The sequence below is a fragment of the Marinobacter sp. R17 genome (assembly GCF_003789045.1).
GTDB lineage: Bacteria > Pseudomonadota > Gammaproteobacteria > Pseudomonadales > Oleiphilaceae > Marinobacter_A > Marinobacter_A mangrovi.
The window spans coordinates 17,011-38,577 of sequence record NZ_RHGZ01000029.1; the positions used below are offsets into that span (position 1 = coordinate 17,011).

The following is a 21,567-nucleotide window of genomic DNA, read 5'->3' on the forward strand; positions in this document are numbered from 1 at the left end:
ACGTTCAAATTCCTGCGTGCAAGTCCTGAAGCCGACGTACTGTCCGCTCCGGTCCAAATTTAATGGCGCGGCAGAAGGCTTCGCCACCTGCCAGCGTGGTTGTGTAGGTCACCTTGTGCTGAAGCGCAGACTGGCGGATCTGGGCTGAATCAGAGATCGCCTTGCGCCCTTCTGTGGTGTTGATGATCAGCTGGATCTGACCGTTCTTGATATCGTCCACGATGTGCGGCCGACCTTCACGTACCTTGTTCACGCGCTCGACCTCGATTCCCGCGTCCTTCAGGGCCGCGGCGGTGCCCGTGGTGGCCACCAGGCGGAATCCCGCGTCAATCAGGTCGCGTGCGACGGTAATCGCACCCGGCTTATCCACATCGCGTACGGAGATGAAGGCCGTGCCCTTGTCCGGCAGACGGGTGCCTGACGCCAGTGACGCCTTGGCAAACGCCTCGTCGAAACTGTCACCCAGGCCCATCACCTCACCGGTGGACTTCATTTCCGGCCCCAGGATCGGATCCACCGACGGGAACTTGTTGAACGGGAACACCGACTCCTTCACCGCATAGTACGTGGGCACCACCTCTTCGGTGAAGCCCTGCTCCTGCAGGCTGATGCCCGCCATGCAGCGCGCGGCGACCTTGGCCAGGGACACGCCGATGGCCTTGGACACGAACGGCACGGTGCGCGAGGCCCGCGGGTTTACTTCGATCACGTAGATCGTGTCGTCCTGCCAGGCCAGCTGGACGTTCATCAGGCCGACGACTTCCAGTTCGATCGCCATGCGCTTGACGGTCTCGCGCATTTCGTCCTGCACCGCCTTGGGCAGCGTGTACGGCGGCAGCGAGCAGGCGGAGTCACCGGAGTGTACGCCGGCCTGTTCGATGTGCTGCATGATGCCGCCGATCACCACGTCCTTGCCGTCGCTGACCGCATCGATATCCACCTCGATGGCGGCATTGAGGAAGTGATCCAGCAGCACCGGGCTGTCGTTGGAGACCAGCACGGCGTTGCGCATGTAGCGCACCAGCTCTTCTTCGTCATAGACGATTTCCATGGCCCGTCCGCCCAGGACGTAGGACGGACGCACCACCAGCGGGTAGCCGATTTCGCGGGCCACCAGCACGCCTTCCTCATGACTGCGCACGGTCGCGTTCTGCGGCTGGCGCAGGTTGAGGCGATTGATCATCTGCTGGAAGCGCTCACGGTCTTCCGCGCGGTCGATCGCATCCGGCGTGGTGCCGATGATCGGCACGCCGGCCGCTTCCAGCCCCCGGGCCAGCTTCAGCGGCGTCTGGCCGCCGAACTGGACGATCACGCCCGCCGGCTTCTCTAGGTTTACGATTTCCAGGACGTCCTCCAGGGTAATCGGCTCGAAGTAGAGACGATCGGAGGTGTCGTAGTCGGTGGAGACCGTTTCCGGGTTGCAGTTGATCATGATGGTCTCGTAACCGTCTTCGCGCATGGCGAACGCGGCGTGGACACAGCAGTAGTCAAACTCGATGCCCTGGCCGATCCGGTTGGGACCGCCGCCGATGACGACAATCTTCTTGCGGTCCGAGGTCTCGGCTTCGCACTCTTCCTCGTAGGTGGAGTACATGTAGGCCGTGGAGGAGGCGAATTCCGCCGCACAGGTGTCGACCCGCTTGTACACCGGGCGGATGCCCAGGTCGTGGCGGTGCTTGCGCAGGCTGGACTCGGAAATGCTCAGCAGCTTGGCCAGCCGCGAGTCCGAAAAGCCCTTGCGCTTCAGGCGGAACAGGGTCGCGTGATCGATGTCGCTCTTGCCGGCCGTCTTCAGCGCGGCTTCTTCCTTGATCAGATCCTCGATCTGGATCAGGTACCAGGGATCCACCTTGGTGTGGCGGTAGATCTCGTCCACGGTCATGCCGGCGCGGAAGGCGTCGCCGATGTACCAGATGCGCTGGGCGCCGGGTACGTTCATTTCCTGGATCAGCGTCTCACGACCGTCCTCGGTGGTGACGTCGACCATCTCCTCGAAGCCTTCAGAGCCCACTTCCAGGCCGCGCAGGGCTTTCTGCACGGATTCCTGGAAGGTCCGGCCGATGGCCATGACCTCACCCACGGACTTCATCTGGGTGGTCAGGCGGGCGTCGGCCTGGGGGAATTTCTCGAAGGTAAACCGGGGGATCTTGGTGACCACATAGTCGATGCTCGGCTCGAACGAGGCCGGGGTCACGCCGCCGGTGATGTCGTTCTGCAGCTCGTCGAGGGTGTAGCCCACGGCCAGCTTGGCGGCGACCTTGGCGATCGGGAAGCCGGTAGCCTTGGAGGCCAGCGCCGAGGAGCGGGACACCCGCGGGTTCATTTCGATCACCACCATGCGGCCGGTGTCCGGGTTGATGCCGAACTGGACGTTGGAACCGCCGGTTTCCACACCGATCTCACGCAGGACCGCCAGGGAGGCGTTCCGCATGATCTGGTATTCCTTGTCGGTCAGGGTCTGGGCCGGGGCGACGGTAATGGAGTCGCCCGTGTGCACGCCCATGGCGTCGAAGTTCTCGATGGCGCAGACGATGATGCAGTTGTCGTTCTTGTCCCGAACGACCTCCATCTCGTATTCCTTCCAGCCGATCAGGGACTCGTCGATCAGCAGCTCGTTGGTGGGCGACAGGTCCAGGCCACGCTCACAGATCTCCTCGAACTCTTCCCGGTTATACGCGATACCGCCGCCAGAGCCGCCCATGGTAAAGGACGGGCGGATAATGCAGGGGAAGCCAATGTTGTCGAGCACCTGCAGGGCTTCTTCCATGGAGTGTGCCAGGGATGCGCGCGGACACTCCAGGCCGATGGCCTTCATTGCCTGGTCGAAACGGTCACGATCCTCGGCCTTGTCGATGGTGTCGGCGTTGGCGCCGATCATTTCCACACCGAACTCCGCCAGCACGCCATGCTTTTCCAGATCCAGCGCGCAGTTCAGCGCGGTCTGGCCACCCATGGTGGGCAGCAGCGCGTCCGGACGCTCCTTCTCGATGATCTTGGACACCGTCTTCCAGGTAATCGGCTCGATGTAGGTGGCATCGGCCATCGCCGGGTCGGTCATGATGGTCGCCGGGTTGGAGTTCACCAGGATGACCCGGTAACCCTCCTCGCGCAGCGCCTTACACGCCTGGGCCCCGGAATAATCGAACTCACACGCCTGCCCGATGACGATGGGGCCGGCACCCAGGATCAGGATGCTCTTGATATCTGTACGTTTTGGCATTTCTCAGTAAACCTGTCAGCAGCTTGAGTCAGTCGTCAGCATTGGCCGCTTACCGCGGCGTTCAGCGGCGCACCTCAGGAGGCTTGCGAGCCGGCCCGTTCGTCCATCAGGCGAATAAAGGTGTCGAACAGCGGCGCCACGTCATGCGGTCCCGGGCTCGCTTCCGGGTGCCCCTGGAAGCTGTAGGCCGGGCGGTCCGTGCGTCGGATACCCTGCAGGGTGCCGTCGAACAGGGATTTGTGCGTCATCTCCAGGTTATCCGGCAGCGTGGACTCATCCACCGCGAAACCGTGGTTCTGACTGGTGATCATCACAGTACCGTCTTCCAGGTTCTGCACCGGGTGGTTGGCACCGTGGTGGCCGTGCCCCATCTTCAGGGTCTTGGCGCCACTGGCCAGGGCCAGCAGCTGGTGGCCGAGACAGATGCCGAAGACCGGCACCTCAGTCTCAAGAATCTCGCTGATCGCCTTGATGGCGTAATCGCAGGGCTCGGGATCGCCGGGGCCATTGGACAGGAAGATGCCGTCCGGATTCATCGCCAGCACCTCGGATGCCGGCGTCTGCGGCGGCACAACTGTCACGTCGCAGCCGCGGGCGGCGAGCATGCGCAGGATGTTGTACTTGATGCCGTAATCGTAGGCGACCACCTTGTACCTGGGTGATTCCAGCTCTCCGTAACCACCGCCCTCCAGGGACCATTCTGTCTGGCTCCACTGGTAGGTCGTCTTGCTGCCGACTTCCTTGGCCAGATCCATACCCTTGAGCCCCGGGAAGGCGTTCGCCAGTTCCAGAGCGCGTTCTTCTGTGGCATGCTCGCCAGCGACTATCGCACCGTTCTGGGAACCTTTGTCCCGCAGGATGCGCGTCAGGCGGCGGGTATCGATATCGGCAATGCCGATCACGTTGTTGTCCCGCAGGTAGGCGTCAAGCGTCTTGGTCTGGCGCCAGCTGCTGGCCATCAGCGGCAGATCGCGGATGATCAGGCCGGCCGCCTGGATACCGGAGGACTCGACGTCTTCGTCGTTGACGCCGGTATTGCCGATATGGGGATAGGTCAGGGTGACGATCTGGCGAGTGTAGGACGGATCAGTCAGGATTTCCTGGTAGCCCGTCATGGCGGTGTTGAAGACGACTTCGCCACTGGTTTCGCCGTCTGCGCCGATGGCGATTCCTTTGAACAGGCTTCCGTCTGCGAGCGCAAGGATTGCTGGTGTACTCAAGGCTTGTATCCTCATCGAGTGGCGTATCGTTGGTTCCGAAACGGACCGGCTCTCTCGCCCGGGCTAAAGAGGCCGCCCCTAACGTCACGAACAGGAGCGCAAGCGCAAATTCAGGTCGCAAAAAAGCGAGAGGGAGATTATGACTCCGTCCCGCTTTTTTCGTTGCCGATGGAGGGCTGCCGCCTTCCCGGCTTTTAAAACCACGCTTGGTGCAGTTAAACCGCCTTATTGTAAAAAATTTGGCGATCACTGTCCACGACTAATAGCCGCTCAGCTTTTGAGGTCGAGCACGTCCTGCATGTCGTAGAGACCGGCCGGGCGCTCTGCCAACCACTGCGCCGCACGCACGGCGCCGCGGGCAAAGGTCATCCGGCTGCTGGCCTTGTGGGTGATCTCGATACGCTCGCCGATGCCGGCAAACAACACCGTATGATCCCCGACCACATCGCCGGCACGGATGGTCTCAAAGCCGATCTCCTTGCGCGGACGCTCGCCGACAAAGCCTTCACGGCCGTAGACGGCACACTCTTTCAGATCACGCCCCAGCGCCTCGGCAACCACCTCGCCCATACGCACGGCGGTACCGGACGGCGAGTCCTTCTTGTGCCGGTGGTGCGCCTCGATGATTTCCACATCGTAGTCATCACCGAGCACCTGGGCCGCGGTGCGCAACAGGTTGAGCGCGACGTTGACACCGACACTCATATTGGGCGCGAAAACAACCGGCACGGATTCGGTAGCCTGCCGCAGCTCGACTTTCTCCGCTTCGGTCATGCCGGTGGTCCCGATCACCATTCGCTTGCCGTGACGACCGCAGAAGCGGGCATTCTCCAGCGTCAGGTCCGGGAAGGTGAAATCGATGAGGACGTCGAAGGCGTCCTCAACCGCGGCCAGGTTATCCACGAGGGTAACTCGGTTGCGACCGATGCCAGCCACCTCACCAGCATCGGCGCCCACCAGACTGCTGCCCGGCTCGACAATGGCGGCGCCCAGATCGAGACCGTCCGCCTCGTCGATTGCCTCCACCAGCGTCTTGCCCATGCGCCCGGCGGCGCCCATGATTGCTACCCTCATATCCTCAATCCTTAGAATTTCATTTCGTCGAAGAAGCTTTTCACGCCCTCAAACCATGAGGTCTTGCGCGGTGCATGGCTGGAGGCGCTCTGACCGTCCAGCGTCTGCTGAAACTCTTCCATCAGCTCTTTCTGGCGATTGGTCAGATTGATCGGCGTTTCCACAACCACCCGGCACAGCAAGTCACCGGCCGGCCCACCGCGCACCGGGGTCACCCCCTTGTTGCGCAGACGGAACAGCTTGCCCGTCTGGGTTTCCGCCGGGATCTTCAGCTTCACGCGGCCATCCAGGGTGGGCACTTCCAGCTCGCCGCCCAGCGTCGCATCGACAATACTGATGGGCACTTCACAGTACAGGTTACGCCCATCGCGGGTGAAAATCGCGTGTTCACGCACAGCGACCTGCACGTAAAGATCGCCCGCCGGACCGCCATCCATACCCATCTCGCCTTCGCCGGAGAGGCGGATACGATCGCCGGTATCGACACCCGGAGGCACTTTCACAGACAGGGTCTTGGCCTGCTCAACCCGACCGGCGCCGTGACACTTCTTACACGGATTCTTGATGACCTTGCCGGAACCCCGACAGGTGGGGCACGCCTGCTGTACGGCGAAAAAGCCCTGCTGCATCCGCACCTGGCCGATACCGCCACAGGTGCCACAGGTTTCCGGCTGACTGCCCTTGGCCGCGCCGGAACCGTCACAGGTATCGCACTCGACATGCCCCGGCACCTTGATCTGAACCGTGGTGCCCTTGACCGCCTGCTCAAGGTCCAGTTCCAGGGTGTAGCGCAGGTCCGCACCGCGGTTGCTGCGACCCCGACCACCACCAAAGATGTCCCCGAAGACATCGCCGAAGATATCGGAGAAACTGGCGCCGCCGCCACCGAAGCCACCACCGCCGGCCTGACCATCCACGCCGGCGTGGCCGAACTGGTCGTAGGCGCTGCGCTTGCTCGAATCCGCCAGGATTTCGTAGGCCTCACTGGCTTCCTTGAATTTGTTCTCGGCCTCTTCGTCATCCGGATTCCGGTCCGGATGGTATTTCATTGCAAGCTTGCGATACGCGCGTTTTATCTCTTTCTCATCTGCATCCCGGGAGACTCCGAGAATGTCGTAATAATCGCGTTTGGCCATGTTCTGATACCCGTTGCAGATCCCGCCAGCCCGGAATCTTATGACTGCTCCGTGAGCTCTGGCATGCGGCCCTGACCGGACCGATGCGGCTCACAAATTTCCAACCCATCAAACGCGCAAAACGCGGGAAGCTGACTCCCCGCGTTTTGCGACGCTCATGAAGACATGAATATTACCGCTTGTCTTCGTCTTTGACCTCTTCGAACTCGGCATCGACTGCATCGTCGCCACTGGACTGGGCCTGCTCGCCCTGCCCTTCAGCCTGAGCACCCTGCTCGGCCTGGTCGGCGTACATTTTCTGAGCCAGTTCGGAAGACGCTTCGGTCAGCTTCTGAGTCTTGGCTTCGATGTCGTCCTTGTCGTCGCCTTTCAGGGCTTCTTCCAGCTCGCTGATGGCGCTTTCAATGGACTCCTTCTCCTGCTCAGTGACCTTGTCGCCGGCTTCGCTCAGGGTCTTGCGAACGGCGTGGATCATGCCGTCACCCTGGTTGCGCACCTGGACCAGTTCCTCGAACTTGCGATCGTCCTCGGCATTGGCCTCGGCGTCGGCGACCATCTTCTCGATCTCGTCCTCGTTCAGACCGGAAGAGGCCTTGATGACGATGGACTGCTCTTTGCCAGTCGCCTTGTCCTTCGCAGACACGTTGAGGATACCGTTGGCATCGATGTCGAAGGTGACTTCGATCTGCGGTACACCGCGCGGTGCCGGCGGGATGTCGGCCAGGTCGAAACGACCCAGTGACTTGTTCTGGGACGCCTGCTTGCGCTCACCCTGGACCACGTGAATGGTCACAGCGGTCTGGTTGTCATCCGCTGTCGAGAAGGTCTGCGACTTCTTGGTCGGAATCGTGGTGTTCTTCTCGATCAGCGACGTGGCCACACCGCCCATGGTTTCGATACCCAGGGTCAGCGGAGTGACGTCCAGCAGCAGGACGTCTTTCACGTCACCGGACAGGACCGCAGCCTGGATCGCCGCACCCATGGCAACCGCTTCGTCCGGGTTCACGTCTTTGCGCGCGTCCTTACCAAAGAAGTCCTTCACCTTTTCCTGGACCTTCGGCATGCGGGTCTGACCACCGACCAGAATCACTTCGTCGATGTCGCTGGCGTCAACGCCGGAGTCTTTCAGTGCAACCTTGCACGGCTCCAGACTGCGATCGACCAGCTCTTCGACCAGCGCTTCCAGCTTGGCGCGGGTCAGCTTGACGTTCATGTGCTTCGGACCGCTCTGATCCGCCGTGATGTACGGCAGGTTGACGTCGGTCTGCTGGCTGCTGGACAGCTCGATTTTCGCCTTCTCGGCCGCTTCCTTCAGGCGCTGCATGGCCAGGGAATCACCGCGCAGGTCGATGCCACTGTCTTTCTTGAACTGGTCCGCCAGGTACTCGATGATCTTCAGATCGAAGTCTTCACCACCCAGGAAGGTGTCCCCGTTGGTGGCCAGCACTTCGAACTGGTGCTCACCGTCGACGTCGGCAATCTCGATGATGGAGATATCGAAGGTACCACCACCCAGGTCATAGACGGCTACCGTGCGGTCACCGCTCTTCTTGTCCAGGCCATAGGCCAGGGCAGCCGCGGTCGGCTCGTTGATGATCCGCTTCACGTCCAGGCCCGCGATCTTGCCGGCGTCCTTGGTCGCCTGACGCTGGCTGTCGTTGAAGTAGGCCGGAACAGTGATGACCGCTTCGGTGACTTTCTCGCCGAGATAGTCTTCAGCGGTCTTCTTCATTTTCTTCAGCACTTCCGCAGAGACCTGCGGCGGCGCCATCTTCTTGCCTTTCACCTCAACCCAGGCGTCACCATTGTCCGCCTTGGTGATCTTGTACGGCACCATCTTGATGTCTTTCTGAACGACGTTGTCTTCGAAACGACGGCCGATCAGACGCTTGATGGCGTACAGGGTGTTGCTCGGGTTGGTCACCGCCTGACGCTTGGCGGACTGACCCACCAGCGTTTCACCCTCTTCGGTGTATGCGATGATGGACGGCGTCGTGCGATCGCCTTCCGCGTTTTCAATCACCTTGACCTTGTCGCCATCCATGATGGCTACACAAGAGTTGGTGGTGCCCAGGTCGATACCAATAATCTTGCTCATTGAATGACTCCAGTTCCTTTTATTCCTAAGCTCTGTTCTGCCCGAATCAGCATGCGTGGGATGCTGTCATTCTGTCGGCTTGCGAACCGTTTACTGCCTATATTGGCTCAGACGTTTCTTTTTCAAGCCTGCTCGTCGATTTTTGCGCCGTCTTCCGGTCGAGCGACCACAACCATGGCCGGACGCACCAGGCGCTCATTGAGGGTGTACCCCTTCTGGATGCAAGCCACGACGCTGTTCGGCTCGGCATCCGGCGCCGGCACCATGGACATGGCCTCGTGCAGCTGCGGATCGAACGGCTCGCCGACCGGGTCGACCCGCTTCACGTTGAACTTCTCCAGGCTGTTCATCAGCAGGTTCAGCGTCATTTCGGCGCCCTCGCGGATGGACGCGACAACGTCGTCTGACGACGCCTTGCCTTCGGTGCTTTCAACGGCCTTTTCCAGACTGTCCGCCACGGGCAACAGCTCCTTGACGAACTTCTCCAGCGCGAACTTGCGAGCCTTCTCGACATCGATTTCGGCGCGACGACGCACGTTCTGCATTTCCGCCTGGGTCCGCAGGACCTGATCCTTTTGCTCGGCAAGCTGTGCCTGCAGCGCCTCGACCTCGCTCAATTCACCCTGCGACTCGCCTTCCGGAGCCGAGGTTTCGCCGGCACCGGCGTCGGCCTGCGCAGTCTCCTCAGAGGCCTCTTTCAACTCGTCTTCCACGTTCTGGTTACGGGTTTCTTCTGCGCTCATCAGTCACTCCTGATCAATCATCGATGACGGCTCGGCCGCCCTTCTTGAATAGCTTGCCAGCGGATATGGGGACAGCTCGCCGGGCTTTCAACCGCTTTTGCAACGATTGCTTGCAACCAGCAAAAATACTGTATACATTCACAGGTACTGTATATATGACCAGATGCCGGGCGCCGCCGCCTTGGCAGCACCGTCGAACAGGACTGGAGCCTTTCATGCTGAATCAACTGATCGTCGCCAACTACGCCATTGCCGAGCGCGTCGAACTGCAGTTCCGCCAGGGCATGACCACGCTGACCGGGGAGACCGGCGCCGGTAAATCCATTGTTCTCGACGCCCTCGGCCTGGTGCTGGGCGGGCGCGCCGATGCGGGGGCCGTACGCCACGGTGCCAAGCGGGCGGACATCACGGCCAGCTTCGACGTGCGCCGCATCGCCGAGGCCCGAGAGTGGCTGGAAGCCCATGATCTGGATGAAGACAACGACTGCATCCTGCGCCGCGTGATCAGCAAGGACGGTCGCTCCCGCGCCTACATCAACGGTCAACCGTGTCCACTGGCCGATCTGCGGGAGCTGGGCGGCATGCTGATGGACATCCACAGCCAGCATCAGCACCAGTCGTTGCTGCAGAAAGAAACCCACCGAAAGCTGCTGGACGAATTTGCCGATGCCGACAAGCTGGCCAGCGACGTCCGTGCCGCCTGGAAAGCCTGGCACCAGACCCAGCAGCGACTGGAAGAGTTGCGCGGAAACCGCGACGAGAACGAGGCCCGCCTGCAATTGCTGCGCTACCAGGTAGAGGAACTTGACCGCCTGGCGCTGGAAGACGGTGAGCTGGACAACCTGGAAGCCGAGCAGGCCCGCCTGAGTCACGCTGAAACCGTCCTGCACAATTGCCACCAGGCGTCCGTCCTGTGCAGCGAGGATGAGCCCAGCGCGGCCAGCTTGATCCAGCAGGCCCTGCAACAGCTCGAGCAGCTGCCGGTCGAGGTGCCAGCCCTGGCCGACACCTTGCAAATGCTGAACGAGGCCCAGATTCAGGTCAGTGAAGCCGGCAATAACCTGCGCCATTTCGTGGAAGACTACGACGCCGACCCAGCTCGCCTCGAAGAAGTCGAGGAACGATTGAGCACGATTTATGACCTGGCCCGTAAACATCGGGTCTCCCCGGAAACCCTCGGGGAACTGCACACCCAGCTACAGACTGAACTGGAGCAACTGGACGGTGGCGAAGGCAGCCTGGAGCGCCTGGAAGCGGACGCCACGGAACTGAACGATAACTGGCAATCGAAAGCGGACGAACTGACCGCCCGGCGCGAGAAAGCCGCGGCCGAACTCGACGGTCGTATCGCCGAAGAGCTGGCCCACCTGAGCATGCCGTCCGTTCAATTCGTCACCCGACTGGCCCGTCACGAGAAAGCCGCGCCCTCACCGGCCGGCAACGAGGACGTCGAGTTCCTGATCAGCGCCAACCCGGGCCAGCCGGCGCGCTCGCTGAGCAAGGTCGCCTCAGGCGGCGAACTTTCACGGATCAGCCTGGCCATTCAGGTGGTCGTGGCCCAGACCTCAACCATCCCCACGCTGGTCTTCGACGAAGTGGATGTGGGCATTGGCGGCGGCACCGCCGAAGTGGTTGGTCGGCTGTTGCGCCAGTTGGGCGATAACGGCCAGGTGCTGTGCGTCACACACCTGCCACAGGTCGCAGCCCAGGCTCACCAGCATCTGTTTGTCAGCAAGTTCAGCGAACAGGACGCCACCTTCTCACGGATCGAAACGTTGAACGACGACGGCCGCGTCAAGGAAGTGGCCCGGATGCTGGGCGGCGTCGACATGACCGAGCAGACCCTGGCCCATGCTCAGGAGATGTTCCAGAAGGGACAGGCTACGCATCACTGATGCCCCTGCTGGCCATCCCGGGCCAAGCGGGCGTCAATAACGCATTCCGCGCCGCGGATATTTCCCCCACGCTCAACCCCGAGCGTTTACTGAGGCAGCCTTCGGGTCTGCCTCTTTTTTTGCGTGCGGGAATATCGCGGCAGTGCGCCCTTTACGCCGCACAAACAAAAACGCCCCCGTGTCAGATACGGGGGCGTTTTTACATCAGTGACCTTTAAGGACCACTGATCAGCTTTTCTTAATCGGCTTCACATAGAGAATCAGGCTGTGATCCACGATTTCATAACCGTGTTCCCGGGCGACTTTGCGCTGCTGTTCTTCGATCACTGAGTCGAAAAACTCGATCACTTCGCCGGACTCGGTGCAGACCATATGATCGTGATGATCTTCCCGCGCCATTTCGAAAACCGCGTGACCACCCTCAAAGTTATGACGCAGCACCAGACCGGCCGCTTCAAACTGTGTCAGCACGCGATACACGGTCGCCAGACCGACGTCATCCCCGGCTTCGAGAAGCTTTTTGTAAACATCTTCTGCACTCAGATGATGTTCTTCGGAATTTTCAAGGATGTTGAAGATCTTAACCCTGGGCAGGGTCACCTTGAGTCCGACCTTGCGTAATTCAGCGTTTTCAGATGACATGCTGCTGTTTCGCTCTTTGGTGTACTGTCTGCTTCCGTTATGATACCCATCCTGACGCGTTCAGGCCAACAAACTGGCCCGGTCAGGCAAGCGTTCCAAGATAGAGGATTCCACCCCCTGATGCAAAAGCTCGCCGCCTTACTCTCACTTGTCCTGCTGGCCGGTTGTGTCTTCCCCGGCGTTTATAAAATCAACGTTCAGCAAGGCAATATCGTCGACGATGAAGCCCTGGCCCAATTACAGAAGGGGATGCCTCGCGACCAGGTCCACGCCATCCTGGGCACGCCGATCATGCTTAACCCGGTGGATGACTCCCGCGAGTACTACATGTACACCTTCCAAAAAGGGGGTGGGGATATCAAGAAGCAGCGGGTCATCGTTTATTATGACGGCGATAGCTACGACTCCTACGAAGCCCAGCTTTTGGACAAAACGCCAGCCTATTAATCGGCCGACTTCTTGCGCGCCCGGTTCAGCCGGGCCTGCTTGGGATCAATCTTCAGCGGTCGGTAAATCTCGACGCGATCGCCTTCCCTGAGCGCATGTTCCCGCGGCGCTTTCACGACCTTGCCAAAAATGCCCATATCCGCCGACTCCAGATCGATCTCCGGAAACACCGTCCGGATGTCCGAGGCCTCGGCCGCTTCGAAAGCGGTGGTACCTTCCGGTACGTTCACCGGGCAGATGGCCTGCTTCTCGGGGGTGGCATAAGCCACTTCAACGCGAATGGTCGATGTCGTCATTGGGCCGCGCCTCCGTACACCACCTTCGCCCGCTGGCAAAAGGCATCCACCATGGTATTGGCCGCCTGACCGAACACCTTGCCAAAGGTCATGCGCGCCAGCGATCCCGACAGTTCAAAACGCAGCCTCAGGATGACCTTGCAGGCATTCTCGTTCAGTGCGACAAATTCCCAACTGCCGCCAAGATTACTGAACGGCCCTTCCACCAGGGACATCTCGATCTGGCTTGGCGCGTGAAGCCGGTTGCGAGTCGTCAGGCGATGTCGGACACCGGACTTTGCCACATCGATGGACGCCACGATTTCCGTCTCGCTGGCCGTATGGATTTCCGTACCGTCGCACCAGGGCAGGAATTCGGGATAGCGGTCGACATCATTGACCAGGGCGTACATCTGCTCGGCCGAATGCCAGACCAGTGCGGATTTTTCGATGACTTGAGCCATGCGGGACTGAACACTTCCTGCAATCAGATGGGAAACACACCGGTCCGTAACGGACCGAATCAGACACTATGATAAAGCATATCGTCGCTGGATGCGGGGGCAGTCGACTCTTCGGCAGGCCGAGCCTGCACCGGTGTCGACGTCTCCGGGACAACGGCTTCCGATTTGTCCGGCATCGGGTCATTGACCGGCTCATCGCTTGCCGGAGGTGCCTCAGTCGGGGGTTGTGACGGATCGGCCGCAGGCTCGGCGGGCGTCACGTCCGGCGCGGTCGCCGGTTCCGCCGGGTGTGCCTCACCACTGCACCAGAACGGCGAGTCGCCGCTGTTGCACAACGACGCGCCGGACTGCATGGCGTAATGAATCCCCACATACAGGATCACGGCCGGCAGGACCAAACGAAGCACCCAGATCCAGGACGCCCGGAGGAACGCCAGCGTCGGGCCGATCAGCCGCGCCACCATCGCATCCGGCAACACCCAGCCGACAAAGAAAGCCAGCAGGATACTGACCACCGGAATCAGCAGTGTGCTGGTCACGATCTCGATCCAGCGATACGGCGTGCCACCCAACAGCGTAACGTCCGACCAGGCGTTGAAGGAGAACAGACTCAACAACCCCACCACCCAGGCTGCAGCCCCAACCAGCAGAACGCACCAACGCCGGGGTGCCGCCAGATGCTCCTGCAACCAGCTCACCGTGGGCTCCAGCAGGGCCAGCGACGAACTCCACGCCGCCAGTACAATCATCGCGAAAAACGCCGTCAGTACGAACTGGCCACCCGGCATCGTGCCGACGTTCTCCGGAATCGCCATGAACACCAGACTGAACCCCTGCAGCGGTGCGCCCTCCGGGACGCCATGACTGAATACCAATGTGTAGATCAGAAGCCCCGCCACGATGGCAATCAACGTGTCGACCAGGGCCACCGCCAGCACGGAACGCTTGAGCGGCGTCGTGGGGGCCGAATAGGCACCAAAGACAATCAGGATGCCTGTGCCCAGAGACAGGGTGTAGAACGCGTGGGTCAGCGCCTTGCGCACGCTGTCGATGGTCACATCCTCCGGACGCATCACCAGCAGGTAGTCGACCGCCGACCGCAAATTACCGTGCTGTGCCGCGTAGAGCAGCAGCCCACCCAGCAGCAGCATGAACGCCGGAACCACCACCCTCAAGGCGCGCTCTAGGCCGCTGGTCACGCCCTGCATGGAGGCGATCAGCACCAGGATCAGGAACCCCGCGTGCCAGCCCATGAAGTGCCGGTAGTTCTCCGGCTGCTGCACCAGCGACGTGAGGATCCCGGCCAGCTGCCGGGGGGACGCATCGTCCAGGCGGCCATAGGCGGCATAGAACACGTAAGCCAGACAGATGCCGCCAATCACCGCGTAGAAAGTCAGCACCAGGAAGCCTGCCAGTACACTGAGCCGGCCGCTCCACACCCAACGTGGCGGCGCTTCGGCCTCCTTCGACAGACTGTCGATGGCGATCACCACGCCATGCCGGGCGCCACGGCCGATCACGGCTTCGGTCAGCACCAGCGGCAACGCCAGAATCAGCAGACAGGCGAGATAGAACAGGATAAACACCCCGCCGCCGTTCTGGCTGGCCATATGGGGAAACGTCCACAGATCGCTCAGCCCGACCGTGGCGCCGGTCGTGGCCCAGAAAAAGGTCGTGCGGTGGGACCAGGAGCCGACCGGTGTTTGATAACGTCCAAGCATTCAAGTCGCCTCTGACTCATTCCTACTGCGTGACGGGGTATCAGGGCGTGGCCTGGAGCGCATCCCTGCACGCGATTGCCGCCGACCACCATAGAACGGGGACGGGTCTCTTCCGGGGCTCCAGAGCCTCCATCGCTGGGCGCATTGTAGCGGAAACCCGTGACAGCGTTCATCCACACCTGAGGCCTCGGTTTTCAACCCGTGACCCGCTTGACACTACTGAGCTACAATGCGTCGTTTCGCCGGGGCGACCTTTATCTTACCGGCCAGCCTATCCACCGCTGGCCCCGCGCCCCATCGACGTATCCAGGTAACGATTCGACATCCATGAGCAAGAAGAAACCGGGCACTGGCAGCAGCACGATTGCGCTGAACAAAAAAGCCAAGCACGAATACCACATTGAGGAACGGTTCGAAGCCGGCCTGTCCCTGCTGGGCTGGGAGGTCAAATCCCTGCGCGCGGGCAAGGCCCAGCTGGTCGATGCCTACGTTCTGTTCAAGGGCGGCGAAGCCTTCCTGCTCGGCGCTCACATCACGCCGCTGAGCACCGCATCGACCCACGTCATTTGCGATCCAACGCGCACCCGCAAGCTGCTGCTGCACGCCAAGGAAATCGCCAAGCTGCTGGGGGTCACCCAACAGCAGGGCCACACCTGCATTCCGTTGGCGCTTTACTGGAAAAAGAACAAGGTCAAATGCGAGATCGCTCTGGTTAAAGGCAAGAAGCAATTCGACAAGCGCCAGACCGAAAAAGAGCGCGACTGGAACCGTCAAAAGCAGCGAATCTTGAGAGAAGTCAATCAAGGGTAAGATATTTCCCTGTCGCCTCCATGATCACTTCCGACCCACCCTGTCGCAGTCCTATACTGTTCGACTTCGGGTGGGTCCGCGCCCTGAGCCTGCAGTCCGACGCGACACCTCATCCTCTCCCACGGAATGAAGAGAGGGCTTATGACTCGCATACGAACGCCCATGACAGCCGTCGACCGCGCCTGGCTGCGCATGGAATCCCCGGAAAACCCCATGATGATCGGCGCCGTGCTAATCTTTGACGACCCCATCGATCTGCCCCGTTTCCGCCAGGTACTGGAAGACCGCTTCCTGTGCTTCCGGCGTTTCCGGCAGATTGTCGAGCACGCCGGCGACCGCACCTTCTGGCACGATGATCCGACCTTCGACCTGGACAACCACCTGCAGGTGGTGGCCCTGCCCGGCCGGGCCGACGAAGCGACGTTGCAATCGTTCGCCAGCGACCTGAACAGTACCCCGCTGAATCCCAATCGACCGCTCTGGCAGGTTCACTACGTGGACAACTACCAGGGCGGCTGCGCGCTGATCGTTCGCATCCATCACTGCATCGCCGACGGCATTTCCCTGGTGCGCGTCCTGCTCGCGCTCACGGATGACAAGCCCGGTCGCCACCTGCACGCCGTACCGCCCCGGAACCAACCGGCGGAAAGCCGCTGGCAATCCATCCAGCGCCTGGCCCGGGAATGGCGCCACACGGCAGGTGCCGGCGTGGAACAGCTGCGCCACCTGGCCCACAACGTCCAACAGGACCCGACCTACCCGCTACAGCTGCTAAGGACCGGCAGCCGTATCGGTATGGAGTGCGCCAAGCTGGGTCTGACACCGGCCGATCCGCCGACGCCGCTCAAGGGAGCGCTGGGCGGCCGCAAGCAGGTGGCCTGGGCCAGCCTGCCGCTGCAAAACGTCAAGGACACCGCCCGCGCGCTCAAGGGCACGGTCAACGATGTGCTGATGACCGCTGCCACCGGCGCCCTGCATGAGTACCTGCGGGAAGAAGCGTTCGACCTGCCGGACTGCGGCATCCGCGTCGCCGTACCGTTCAACCTGCGACCACTGCACCAACCGGTGGAATCCCTCGGCAACCAGTTTGGTCTGGTGCTGGTGCCGCTGCCGATCGACGTGGATTGCCCGCGCATGCGTTTCCGCCAGGTGCAGGATCATATGAACCGGCTCAAGCGTTCCTGGCAGGCACAGGTCACCTACAGTCTGCTGGACCTGTTCGGCCGGGGCCCCGATATTCTCGAACGCCGCGCCCTGGGCCTGCTCAGCCAGAAGGCCTCGGCGGTGCTGACCAACGTGCCGGGCCCGCGCCGTCCGGTCTACCTGGCCGGCGCCCGCCTGAGACAGCCCATGTTCTGGGTGCCGCAAACCGGCGGAATCGGGATCGGCATGAGCATCTTCAGCTACACCGACAGCGTGCAGTTCGGCATCATCGTCGACAAGAAACTGGGCATGGATCCACAGCGGGTCATGACCGCATTCGAGAAGAGTTTCTACGACCTGCAGGCCGTCGCCGGCACGCCCGGGACCTATCCCCAGGTCGAGCGGCGGGAGGTGGAACGGCGTAAAGCGGCGTCATTCTAGTAAAAATACTGAGTCCCGCTCACACGAATGTCCTTGAAGTGAGCGGGACCGGCCCCATATACTTGTCAGGCAAGGGGACGACATGGCTTCGACGCCGGTTACAAACCCTTGGGTGCATGTCGAGATGGCAGCCAATCTCGTTAATCCAAAGCTGCATTTAAATAGTCGCAAACGACGAAAACTACGCACTGGCGGCGTAAGCCGTTCCAGTCGTCCTGACTGGGGTGCCTACTACCCAGAAGCAACACCTCAGGACGTCATCATGAGTAGGACGCTCTATCAGTCAGAGCTCACTGCCTGATAGCTAAGATATAAAGAGCTCGCCTCTTACACCCTGACCTTCGGGTCGTTTGAGGTTAAATCAATAGAAGGAAGCTAAGCATGTAGATCTCAAGGCAGAGGACTGGCGGACGCGGGTTCGATTCCCGCCGTCTCCACCAAGATCCCATGAAAAAGCCCCTGATTTTCAGGGGCTTTTTTTATGCCTGGAAAACATCATCGAGACGGCGGGAATCGAACCCGCATTCGCTGGGACGCAAAATGAAAAAGCCGCTCGATTGAGCGGCTTTTCTGACTTTGCCAGCGTTATTCCCCAACCGCCCTCTGGCGTTCCGGCATGATGTCTGCACCGGTATCGGCGGTTAGAATCCTGAGCAGTTCTTCCGCTTTCTCAAAGGTCATCCCGACCTGGACCAGCTCGCCGTTGGAATCAACGACTACGTGGTGTTCCCTGACGATTTCGCCATGTTCACCCGCGTGAGACACCTTGAGCAGCTGGTAGCCGTCCTCACTCTTCAACACGGTAACGGGCATTCGGCTCTCTCCCCTCATTAACGGTCTGTGGATACAAATGAGTGTGCCATGGGCCAAACATGACGTGTGTAGCATTTTGAAAGGCAAATGTTTTATTGATTTCACATTGTGTCTGCAACCTCGCGACGACCATTCCGTCGCACAATAGCGCCCTGAGCGGCGGCTCGGGCGTTCTGGACGGGATCGGCGGACCCGGGGACAGGCGAATACGCCTCCCTCTCAATTAATTAGGTTGCAACCTGTCATCCACACTCACAAGCCGTTACGTAACCTTCAACGACAGAAACATGAGCACGTGCGCCGACGAACCAGCCAACGCCAGAAATATCCCGACACCGCCTTGCCCAAGGCTCGGCTAGACTGGAACCAGACACACCTTTTCCAGGAAGGGTCCGCCTCTATGACGCTCGCTGCCCGGTGCGCCGCCTGGCTCCTGTTGCTAACGTTGGTGCTTTGCCAGACCACGCGGATGCTGGCCGCATCGGAGTTGGATCGGGCCACTCGCAATGTGCTCTCGGCCAACTACACCCTCGCAATACTGCTCACCAACGGCGATGCGGTTCGTTTCGGTTTCTGGAACTTCAATCCCAACGACTACTTCGAACTGGATAACGATGATCTCGGCTCGGCCGATTCCGCCCAGTTGCGCCAGAGCATCACCACCGCCAGTCTGCCCTTTGACTGGACCCTGCCTATCGGTGATCAGGGCGATACACTGACCTATACCGGCAAGGTGGCGTACATCGCGCAGGAGCAGGATGCCCAGTTGGTGGTGTCCGATGAGCAACGCAAGGACAAGGTCTACGAGCAGATCGTCTCGGCCAGTGCCGGCGCCGCCTGGACGCATCCTTTTACCAAGCCCGTGACGGTCACCGTCGGCAGCCTGGTTCACTGGATGCGCTACAAGAACGACACCAACTACAACACCGCCGCCTCACAAGCCGTGCAGTCGGAGCTGGATGGCACCCTGACCAATATCACCGTAGATGCCCTGGTGGCTGAACCCACGCTGACGCTGGGTTACAGCCGCCCCATCATGGGGGCGGATTGGGATTTCTTTTCCGATTACCACTACATGCGCGGTCACACCATTGGCACCCGCAATCCGGCCCATGAAGCCGATCCAGAGGCCTGGTTCTGGTCCAACGGCGTCCGCATTCGCAATCCGATCATTTCACGCTTCCTGCCGGGCCAGAACATCTGGATTCGTGCGGCACGCATCGATGTGGGCGGGGACATCGGCGATCAGCTTGGCAACAGCTATTACTACGAGGCCGGCCTGGCCTGGCTACTGGAAGCCCGCGGGCGGATTCCGCTGGTGGACAACGTCGCGATCGGCGTGAACTTCAACTACGGCAGTGTGCTCAGGGGCGGCAGCCTGATTTTCACCTTCAATGAGGACTGACCTGTCACCGCACCGTCATGCTTCATGGTCACAGTGGGTGGTTTCGCTTATCGCCCGGATTGAATCGACATGCCTGACACCAACGTCTCGATCGTCACCCAACTGTCCGATCTTTTCGACGCCTACGGCGCGCGCGACTACGGCGAGCACTGCACCCAGTACGAGCACATGGCCCAATGCGGTTGGTGGGCGGACCAGCGCGGCTGCAAGGAGCCCCTCGTCCTTGCCGCATTCCTGCATGATATCGGCCACCTGATTGCCGAAGACCAGGCGCTGCCCGAACGCGACCGCTGGGGCTACCGCTTCCACGACTCGCTGGGCGCAGACTGGCTGGAGGCCCGCGGTCTGCCGGCCACCGTCACGAACCCCATCCGTTTGCATGTGCAGGCCAAGCGCTATCTGGTCGCGACCCGGCCCGGCTATGCTGACGGCCTGTCCGCTGCCAGCCGGGCCACCCTGGCGCAACAGGGCGGGCCGTATGACGCCGCGGCGTGCCGGCAATTCGAAGCGCACCCCGGCTCCGCCGACGCCGTCGTCCTGCGCGAACTGGATGAGTTGGGCAAGTCGGATGACTTCGAGTTGCCGCCCATCACCGTATGGCTGGAACGCCTCCGCCGCTTTGTCGTTTGACGTCTTTACGCTTCAGAACTGCCAGGAATCGATCGGAAAAGTACGTCGCTCGATAAGATCGCCCTGGGGCGAGTAGCGGAAGTAGCCGAAGAAGCTCCGCCCGGCCATCCAGGCGTCAAACCCGGCGATCAGGTTTTTCCGGTTATCCACCAGATTGAAATAGCGGGCTTCACAGCAGCTTTGTCGACGTCGGGGGCCTTCCCGCTCGATCTCCACGAGCCGATACGGATGGGCCAGGACAAGTACCCGGCGCAAGTAACGTTCGATCATCGCTCTCCCCTCCCGGATAAAAGGAGCTTCATGATGATCGCTTCTCATGACCGGATGATGGCAAGGCGGCAGAGCGGTACAGAATGAGGTCCCGCGGCTGGAAAGTCTGTACCTTGACGGCGTCGGGCTTCCGGCGCAGCGTATGGTCATCTCACCAAGGAGCGGAACCATGTCTTTGAAGCAGCAGTTCACTCTCATGGCGGACTACAACGCCTGGATGAACGGGAACCTCTACCGCCTCGCCGCCGGGCTGGACGACGGGGACCGGTCGCGGGATCTCGGTGCCTTTTTCGGTTCAATCGAAGGCACGCTGAATCACATCCTGGTGGCGGACCTCATGTGGGTCAACCGGTTCCGGGTGCATCCGGCCCGTTACCGGTGCCTTGACGAACTGGACCTCTTACCCACGCCGACAACCCTGTCCGAGACCCTCTACCCGAGCTTCGCCGAATTGCACCAGGCCCGCGACACCATGGACCGCATCATCGCCGATCTGATCGAAGCCAGTGACGAGCAGGATTACGCGGTCCCCCTGCACTACCGCAACGTCAAAGGGGAGCCATTGACCCGCGCCTTCGGCCCCCTGCTGATGCACCTGTTCAATCATCAGACGCATCACCGCGGACAGGCCACCACACTGTTCCATCAATTGGGCGTGGACGTCGGCGTCACCGATCTGTTGGTGCGGATTCCCAACCAGGGCCCCGAATCACCATAAAGCTGCGGGCCCCTGATGGAGGTCTTAACCAAAATGGAAGAAGGCGACCTTGTTGCCGTCCGGATCGCGGATGTAGGCACCGTAGAACTGGTTGGGAATGCGCTGCCCGGGCTCGCCGTCGCAGGTGGCACCGAGCTCGATCGCCTTGGCGTAGAACGCATCCACCGCTTCCTTGGAGCCGGGTTGCAGGGCCACCATGTTGCCGTTCCCCGGATGGTTGGGCTCTTTGTCATAGGGAATGCAGACCGCCACCATCGGCTCTTTCATGGAACGGCCGATAAACGCGATGCGCTCCATATCCAGCAACAGTTTGGCGCCCATGTCGGCCAGCAAGGCCGTATAGAAGTCCTTGGCGCGATTCATGTCGCTGACACCCAGCGTGACGTAACCAATCATGGATCA

Annotated in this window: 20 protein-coding genes and 1 other RNA gene; 8 read left to right on the forward strand and 13 right to left on the reverse strand. The window is 60.9% G+C overall.

Annotated elements, in window-relative coordinates; all coding sequences use genetic code 11:
- Nucleotides 1-4: 4 nt before the first annotated feature.
- From carB to grpE, 6 genes are all read right to left on the reverse strand, one after another.
- Nucleotides 5-3,220 carry a carbamoyl-phosphate synthase large subunit gene (gene carB, locus EB809_RS17495; RefSeq protein ID WP_123636135.1) on the reverse strand — a complete coding sequence of 1,072 codons (3,216 nt, stop codon included), beginning with the start codon at nt 3,218-3,220 and terminating at the stop codon, nt 5-7.
- Nucleotides 3,221-3,294: 74 nt separating this feature from the next.
- Complete coding sequence (carA, locus tag EB809_RS17500) at nt 3,295-4,440, reverse strand: glutamine-hydrolyzing carbamoyl-phosphate synthase small subunit (protein ID WP_190294951.1); 1,146 nt, start codon at nt 4,438-4,440, stop codon at nt 3,295-3,297.
- Between the two features lie 270 nt (nt 4,441-4,710).
- Nucleotides 4,711-5,514, reverse strand: a complete 804-nt coding sequence (dapB, locus tag EB809_RS17505) for a 4-hydroxy-tetrahydrodipicolinate reductase (protein ID WP_123636137.1) — start codon at nt 5,512-5,514, stop codon at nt 4,711-4,713.
- Nucleotides 5,515-5,525: 11 nt separating this feature from the next.
- On the reverse strand, nt 5,526-6,650 hold the full coding sequence (gene dnaJ / locus EB809_RS17510; protein WP_123636138.1) for a molecular chaperone DnaJ: 1,125 nt from the start codon (nt 6,648-6,650) through the stop codon (nt 5,526-5,528).
- A gap of 172 nt (nt 6,651-6,822) precedes the next feature.
- Complete coding sequence (gene dnaK, locus EB809_RS17515; RefSeq protein WP_123636139.1) at nt 6,823-8,748, reverse strand: molecular chaperone DnaK; 1,926 nt, start codon at nt 8,746-8,748, stop codon at nt 6,823-6,825.
- 122 nt (nt 8,749-8,870) lie between these two features.
- Nucleotides 8,871-9,491 (reverse strand): nucleotide exchange factor GrpE, encoded by a 621-nt coding sequence (gene grpE, locus EB809_RS17520; RefSeq protein ID WP_123636140.1) that lies wholly within the window; start codon nt 9,489-9,491, stop codon nt 8,871-8,873.
- Between the two features lie 215 nt (nt 9,492-9,706).
- On the opposite strand from grpE, the gene recN reads away from it, so the two are divergent.
- The gene (gene recN, locus EB809_RS17525; protein ID WP_123636141.1) at nt 9,707-11,386 is read left to right on the forward strand and encodes a DNA repair protein RecN; all 1,680 of its coding nucleotides are present in this window, start codon (nt 9,707-9,709) and stop codon (nt 11,384-11,386) included.
- 228 nt (nt 11,387-11,614) lie between these two features.
- On the opposite strand, the gene fur is transcribed toward recN, so the two are convergent.
- Nucleotides 11,615-12,028 (reverse strand): ferric iron uptake transcriptional regulator, encoded by a 414-nt coding sequence (fur, locus tag EB809_RS17530; protein WP_123636142.1) that lies wholly within the window; start codon nt 12,026-12,028, stop codon nt 11,615-11,617.
- 120 nt (nt 12,029-12,148) lie between these two features.
- Here fur and EB809_RS17535 point away from each other — a divergent pair, with 120 nt between their 5' ends.
- Complete coding sequence (locus EB809_RS17535; protein ID WP_123636143.1) at nt 12,149-12,475, forward strand: outer membrane protein assembly factor BamE; 327 nt, start codon at nt 12,149-12,151, stop codon at nt 12,473-12,475.
- Here EB809_RS17535 and EB809_RS17540 read toward each other — a convergent pair.
- The 3 genes from EB809_RS17540 to EB809_RS17550 are packed head-to-tail and all read right to left on the reverse strand — an operon-like array spanning nt 12,472 to nt 14,935.
- Nucleotides 12,472-12,771 (reverse strand): RnfH family protein, encoded by a 300-nt coding sequence (locus EB809_RS17540; protein ID WP_190294952.1) that lies wholly within the window; start codon nt 12,769-12,771, stop codon nt 12,472-12,474. The genes EB809_RS17535 and EB809_RS17540 overlap by 4 nt on opposite strands.
- Nucleotides 12,768-13,214: a type II toxin-antitoxin system RatA family toxin gene (locus EB809_RS17545; RefSeq protein WP_123636144.1), complete on the reverse strand. Its 447-nt coding sequence runs from the start codon at nt 13,212-13,214 to the stop codon at nt 12,768-12,770. The genes EB809_RS17540 and EB809_RS17545 overlap by 4 nt, the downstream gene beginning before the upstream one ends.
- Before the next feature lie 59 nt (nt 13,215-13,273).
- The gene (locus EB809_RS17550; protein WP_123636145.1) at nt 13,274-14,935 is read right to left on the reverse strand and encodes a sodium-dependent transporter; all 1,662 of its coding nucleotides are present in this window, start codon (nt 14,933-14,935) and stop codon (nt 13,274-13,276) included.
- A gap of 327 nt (nt 14,936-15,262) precedes the next feature.
- On the opposite strand from EB809_RS17550, the gene smpB reads away from it, so the two are divergent.
- The 3 genes from smpB to ssrA all read left to right on the forward strand — a co-directional run bounded on the left by smpB (nt 15,263) and on the right by ssrA (nt 17,769).
- Nucleotides 15,263-15,745, forward strand: a complete 483-nt coding sequence (smpB, locus tag EB809_RS17555; protein WP_123636146.1) for an SsrA-binding protein SmpB — start codon at nt 15,263-15,265, stop codon at nt 15,743-15,745.
- Between the two features lie 141 nt (nt 15,746-15,886).
- Nucleotides 15,887-17,329: a WS/DGAT/MGAT family O-acyltransferase gene (locus EB809_RS17560; protein WP_123636147.1), complete on the forward strand. Its 1,443-nt coding sequence runs from the start codon at nt 15,887-15,889 to the stop codon at nt 17,327-17,329.
- A gap of 73 nt (nt 17,330-17,402) precedes the next feature.
- Nucleotides 17,403-17,769, forward strand: a transfer-messenger RNA (tmRNA) gene (gene ssrA, locus EB809_RS17565).
- Nucleotides 17,770-17,914: 145 nt separating this feature from the next.
- Here the strand turns inward: ssrA and EB809_RS17570 are convergent.
- Nucleotides 17,915-18,142, reverse strand: coding sequence for a hypothetical protein (locus tag EB809_RS17570; protein WP_123636148.1), 228 nt, complete (start codon nt 18,140-18,142; stop codon nt 17,915-17,917).
- Between the two features lie 400 nt (nt 18,143-18,542).
- On the opposite strand from EB809_RS17570, the gene EB809_RS17575 reads away from it, so the two are divergent.
- Nucleotides 18,543-19,547, forward strand: coding sequence for a Solitary outer membrane autotransporter beta-barrel domain (locus EB809_RS17575; RefSeq protein ID WP_123636149.1), 1,005 nt, complete (start codon nt 18,543-18,545; stop codon nt 19,545-19,547).
- 69 nt (nt 19,548-19,616) lie between these two features.
- Entirely contained in the window at nt 19,617-20,177 is a 561-nt protein-coding gene (locus EB809_RS17580; protein ID WP_123636150.1) for a phosphonate degradation HD-domain oxygenase, read from the forward strand.
- Nucleotides 20,178-20,189: 12 nt separating this feature from the next.
- Here the strand turns inward: EB809_RS17580 and EB809_RS17585 are convergent, their stop codons facing one another.
- Entirely contained in the window at nt 20,190-20,447 is a 258-nt protein-coding gene (locus EB809_RS17585; protein WP_123636151.1) for a hypothetical protein, read from the reverse strand.
- A gap of 169 nt (nt 20,448-20,616) precedes the next feature.
- On the opposite strand from EB809_RS17585, the gene EB809_RS17590 reads away from it, so the two are divergent.
- Entirely contained in the window at nt 20,617-21,165 is a 549-nt protein-coding gene (locus tag EB809_RS17590) for a DinB family protein (RefSeq protein ID WP_223808020.1), read from the forward strand.
- Nucleotides 21,166-21,189: 24 nt separating this feature from the next.
- Here the strand turns inward: EB809_RS17590 and EB809_RS17595 are convergent, their stop codons facing one another.
- Nucleotides 21,190-21,561 (reverse strand): VOC family protein, encoded by a 372-nt coding sequence (locus EB809_RS17595; RefSeq protein WP_123636152.1) that lies wholly within the window; start codon nt 21,559-21,561, stop codon nt 21,190-21,192.
- Nucleotides 21,562-21,567 lie beyond the last annotated feature (6 nt).